The 5,424-nt window shown below is 59.2% G+C and carries 3 protein-coding genes; all 3 read left to right on the forward strand.

All coding sequences use genetic code 11. The features are described from left to right. Positions 1-233 precede the first annotated feature (233 nt). The 3 genes from EOA86_RS20295 (at position 234) to EOA86_RS20305 (ending at position 5,304) form a co-directional block, all read left to right on the forward strand. The gene (locus EOA86_RS20295; protein WP_128343274.1) at positions 234-2,051 is read left to right on the forward strand and encodes an extracellular solute-binding protein; all 1,818 of its coding nucleotides are present in this window, start codon (positions 234-236) and stop codon (positions 2,049-2,051) included. Positions 2,052-2,074: 23 nt separating this feature from the next. After that, complete coding sequence (locus EOA86_RS20300) at positions 2,075-2,755, forward strand: DsbA family protein (protein ID WP_127208991.1); 681 nt, start codon at positions 2,075-2,077, stop codon at positions 2,753-2,755. Between the two features lie 662 nt (positions 2,756-3,417). Continuing rightward, positions 3,418-5,304, forward strand: coding sequence for an ABC transporter ATP-binding protein/permease (locus EOA86_RS20305; RefSeq protein WP_164759539.1), 1,887 nt, complete (start codon positions 3,418-3,420; stop codon positions 5,302-5,304). Positions 5,305-5,424: the final 120 nt, after the last annotated feature.

Below are 5,424 nucleotides of genomic sequence, written 5' to 3' on the forward strand. Positions count from 1 at the left end.
ATATCGTGAACTTCCTCTCAAATGATCCCAGGACCGGCTTCTTCGCGCCGTGTGGTCCAGCTACCTGTTGCCGAAATGAGGCAACAGAATGACTCGGACGGCGTGTTACACTGCAAGCGGTGCCGAATCCAGCCCGATACTCGCAATTCTTGAACGCGCGATTGACCGGGAGGCGGCCGGCTCATGTTAGGGTGCGCTCCGAATCATCAAGCCGACCCAGTAAGGAGACGGTCATGGGCCGCGTTCTTGTTTGGCTGATCGCCGCGATCTCGTCTATCACACTTTCGCTTCCAGCTGTATCGGAGCCGAAACACGCGATCGCCATGCAAGGCGAGCCGGCGCTGCCGGCCGACTATACGCATTTCAACTACGTCAATCCCGATGCGCCGAAGGGCGGCAGCATCACCTATTGCGTCGTCGGTAGCTTCGACAATCTCAACCCGTTCATCCTGAAAAGCCTGCGCACGACGGCACGCGGCATGATCGATAGGATCTTCGGCAATCTCGTCTTCGAGCCGTTGATGCAGCGCAATGACGATGAAGCCTTCAGTCTTTATGGCCTGCTTGCCGACACCGCGGACATGGATCCGGAGCGCAGGAGCATCGAATTCCACCTCGATCCGAGGGCCAAGTGGTCTGATGGCCAACCGATGACTGCGGAAGACGTGCTGTTCACTTACGACGTCTTTACCGAGAAAGGCCGGCCACCCTACAGCGCCCGAATGAGCATGGTCGCCAAACTCGAAAAAATCGGCGACCGCAGCGTGCGCTTTACATTCAATGACAAGGCGAACCGCGAGACTCCGTTGGTTATCGCGATGACGCCAATCGTACCGAAGCACGCTTTCGACAAGGAGACCTTCGACCGAACCACGCTGAAACCTGTGATCGGCAGCGGCCCGTACACCGTGGCGCACGTGGCGCCTGGCCAGCGCATCGTGTTCAAGCGCAACCCAAATTATTGGGGCAAGGACATCCCCGCCAAGCGCGGTTTCGACAATTACGACCAGATCACCATCGAATATTTCCTCAATGCCAACGCCAAGCTGGAAGCTTTCAAAAAAGGCATCTGCGCCATCGCTGACGACAGCGATCCGGTCAAGCGCGAGCGCGATCTCGACTTCCCGGCCTTCCACAAGGGCGACGTGATCGCCGAAACGTTCGACACCGGCATCCCGCCAGTGGTGACCGGGTTCCTGTTCAACACAAGACTGGAGAAGTTTTCCAATCCGGTGGTTCGACGCGCGCTCGGCATGCTCTACGACTTCGAATGGGCCAACAAGAACTTGTTTGGCGGCAAGTACATGCGCACCATGAGCTATTGGCAGAATTCCGAGCTTTCCGCGCTAGGCCATCCGGCCGACGACAGGGAAAAAGCGCTTCTGGCACCTTACCCCGGCCGTGTGCCAGCCGATGTCATGGACGGCACCTGGCGGCCACCCGTCACCGACGGCTCGGGCCAGGACCGCAAGGTGCTGAAAGCTGCCTTCGACATATTGAAGGGCGCGGGCTATGCCTTGCAGGATGGAGTGATGCTCGATCCCGAGGGGAAACCCTTCGGCTTCGAGATCCTGACCGCCTCGCAGAACGAGGAGCGCCTTGCCGCCATCTACCAGCGCACGCTGGCGAAGATCGGCATCGCTGTCACCATCCGCAGCCTTGACGGCGACCAGATCCAGTCGCGCAAGCAACGTTTCGATTTCGATGTGCTGATCGGCACCAGCGGCTTCGAGAACTCGCTGTCGCCGGGCATCGAGCAGCTCGGGCGCTGGGGATCAGCTGCCGCCAATGCCGAAGGGTCATTCAACCTTGCCGGCGTCGCCGATCCGGCGATAGATGCCGCACTAGAGGCGATGCTCGACGCCCGCAGCCGCGAAGATTATGTTGCCGCCGTCCGCGTCCTCGACAGGTTGTTGATCTCCGGCAACTACATGGTTCCGATGCAGCACAACACGCAGCAATGGCTCGCCTACTGGAGCTATCTGGAACATCCGCAAAAGACGCCCATATCAGGTTATCGGCTGCCGACATGGTGGCGCAAGCCGAAATGACCTCTTCGGAACAGGAGATCAAGATGAGCGACGAGAAGTCGATTACCGTCGATGTGGTCTCCGACGTCGTCTGCCCCTGGTGCTTCATCGGCCAGAAGCGGCTCGACAAGGCGATCGCCGCGGCAACCGATGTCGAGGTGCACATTCGCTGGCGGCCGTTCCAGCTCGATCCGACCATCCCGCCCGAAGGCAAAGATCGCCGCGAATACCTGGTGGCCAAATTCGGCAGTGACGAACGCATCCGCGAGATCCACGCCCGCATCGAGCCACTGGGAGAGGCCGAAGGGATCAACTTTGCCTTCGCCGCCATCAAGGTCGCGCCCAACACGCTTGACGCGCACCGCGTCATCCGCTGGGCTGGTGCCGCCGGCGAGGTCGTGCAGAACCGGCTGGTGCGACGTCTGTTCCAGTTGAATTTCGAGGAAGGCGCCAATCTCGGCGATCATGTGGTGCTGATCAACGCCGCCCGCGAGGCCGGCATGGATGCATCCGTGGTCGAGACGCTTTTGCCGACGGACGCCGATGTCGAGGCGGTGCGCACAGAAATCGCCACTGCTTCGCGCATGGGGATCACGGGCGTGCCGTGCTTCCTGCTTGAGGGCAGGTATGCGGTGATGGGCGCACAAGACGCCGACACGCTCACCGACGCCATTCGCCAGGTTGCGGCGGCCAAGGCGCGGGGCGAGTTGGAGAAAGCGAACTGAATAGGCGCTACTCCACCGTTACCTTGGCGCGGCTGACGAAAAATCAGTGCCCGTTGCTGCTGGTGCGGGTCAATCCCTTGGTTGACGACTTCCCCTTGCTTGGCGGCTTGCGGCTTGCAAGAAAGCGACCCCTTGTTGCAGCTGTTCCATAGGCAAGCTTGGCGGCATCGATGTATTGCGCTGCAGCCAACGCGATTCCGGTTACTTTCCGGGCGCCGCCAGGTCCGACATGGCCAACAAAGACGTGTCGAAGACGGCACGTTCTTGAGCGCATCCGTCTTCCCCAGTACAAAGTCGGCTGATCGACCACGCTCTTGCCTTCACAAAACTGTGGAAAGAGCTTCCCTTAGGGAAGATGCCGGCCTTCGCATGCGTGGATCAGCAACCCATTGAATTTACGCAAACAATATTCCTTTGGGAACGACAGGGCATGACATTGCAGTCCTGAATTCTGTTGCTTGATGGCAACGGCGAGCGGATCAATTCTCCGCAGGCAGAGAAAAGATAATGGAAAATGATCAATTGGTGTTACTCTCTGTAACAAAACTAAAAGAGGTTTGGGCGGGATAGTGATTCGGGTCGGTAGACCAGAGCGACATTCAATATCGGAAAAATGGCTCCGCGGTGCCGCAAGGCCGCCGCTCCTGACACCGGTTTCCTCGATGCGCAGCTTCTGGGGACTGATGCGGGCCTACTGGTTTTCAGAACGCTGGGTGGAGGCCTGGACGCTGACCCTGGTGATTGCCCTGGTCACCGCGCTGTCCAGCAAAGCCGACGTCTGGTTTACAGTGGCTGCAGCAGAGCTGGCGACGTCGATCGCCTTTTTCCACAATGCCGCGAATACCACGCCAATCAAGACAGTGCTGACCAACGCCGGTTTGCTCGTGTTGCTGGTCGTGCTCAAGGACTTGGTTATTGCCGGCGTTCGCAACCTTGTTTCTAAAACATTGCATCGCAAATGGCGTGGCTGGTTGGACGGCCGCTTCAATGAGTCCCTGCTCGACACCAATCATACGCATTTCCATGCCCAGCATGGGTCTTCCGGGAACGCAGCTCCCGATAACATTGACCAGCGCGTGCAGGAATCCATCAAGGCCATGACCGGCGGAGCCATCGGGCTTGCTATGGGTGTGCTCGGCGTCTTCACTTCGCTCTACTTTGTCGGCGGAGAATTGCTGAGAAACTCCGTGGAGGTGAAAGGGCTGGAGTTTCTCGGTAGCTACGGCAGCGCCATCCTTGCTCTCTTGGCAATCGCTATCTACGTGCCGTTCAACACCTGGATCGCGGTGAAACTCGGCCGAATGCTGGAGTGGCTCAACGTCAGAATGCAGCAGGCTGAAGGCAACTACCGCGGCGAGTTGATCACGTTCCTGCGCCGCAGTTTTCACGTGGCCGCATCGCAAGGCGAGAATGTACAGAAGACTGTGCACAGCCAGCGCTATGCCGACATTGACCGTACCTGGGCAAGATTGAACGTCGTCAACACCGGCTACGCTTCGTTCGAGCTGATCTACAATTTCATCGGCGCCAAGATTGTCGCTTACGGCCCTGGATTAGTGCCCTTCATTTACAACGGCCTCGACCTCAAGGGTTATTTAACAGCTTCCGAACAGGTCAATGCGCTGATTAGCAAGTGTTCATGGTTCATTCATGTGATGCCGGAGATCGCCACCTTGCGCGCCAACAGCCAGCGCGTCATCGAACTTGCGCAGGCAATCGAAAACGTCCAGCACCCGCAAGAATTCTACAGCCTGACCGGCCGCTCCGAGTTCCGCTACGACCGCCAGAACCCGGTGTTCGGCCTGACGATCCAGAAGCTGGAACTGGCGCATGGAGGCGAGGACGCAACGCCATTCCTGAGTGCTGCGAATTTGCGCTTCCGGCGTGGCGAGTGGACGTTCCTGAAGGGCGAATCGGGCTGCGGCAAGACCTCGCTGATCAAGGCGATTAACGGTCTGTGGCCCTATGGCCGCGGTACCATCGTCTTCCCGGAAGGGGTTGAAAGTTTCTATGCCGCCCAGGAGGTCAAGCTGCAGCAGGTCTCGCTGAAGCAACTGGTCTGCCTGCCCGCCTCAGAGCACGACCACACCGACGCGCAGGTTGCATCGGCTCTGCACAGAGCGGGCCTTGGCGATTTCATCGGACACATGGCCGATGAAAGCCGCGAGGGAATGAGCTGGGACCAGGTGCTTTCGGGCGGCCAGAAACAGAAGCTGGTTGTCGCTCGCATCGTGCTGCAGCAGCCGGGGCTGCTGTTTCTCGATGAAGCGACCGGCGCGCTCGACCCCGAAGGGAAGATCGCCTTCCATCAAGCGATCAAGGACAATTGTCCAGACGTCACGGTGATCTCGATCATGCACGAGGCCGTGCCGCCAAGGTCGCTTTCAGGCGCCGAATTCTATCACAGCATCGTTGCCATCGCCGATGGCGTCGCGACCAAAAAGCCGCTGGCGCCGAGCCTGCCGGTCGAGCTCACCACCATCCTCGAGCACCCAAGGCCGGTCGAGGAAAGATGGCTGCGCTTCCCTCGCCGCATGAGGCAGAAATAGCGGCGAAACAACATCGCTGCCCAGTGTCGCTGGTGATCCTGCCCTGCCCGCTGAAGCCGGCAGTGTCGGGGCGATCACCGGCTCGCCCCCGGTTAACAGTGTTTCGAGGAGCTTAAGGAC

This window comes from Mesorhizobium sp. M5C.F.Ca.IN.020.32.2.1 (genome assembly GCF_004023105.1).
GTDB lineage: Bacteria > Pseudomonadota > Alphaproteobacteria > Rhizobiales > Rhizobiaceae > Mesorhizobium > Mesorhizobium wenxiniae.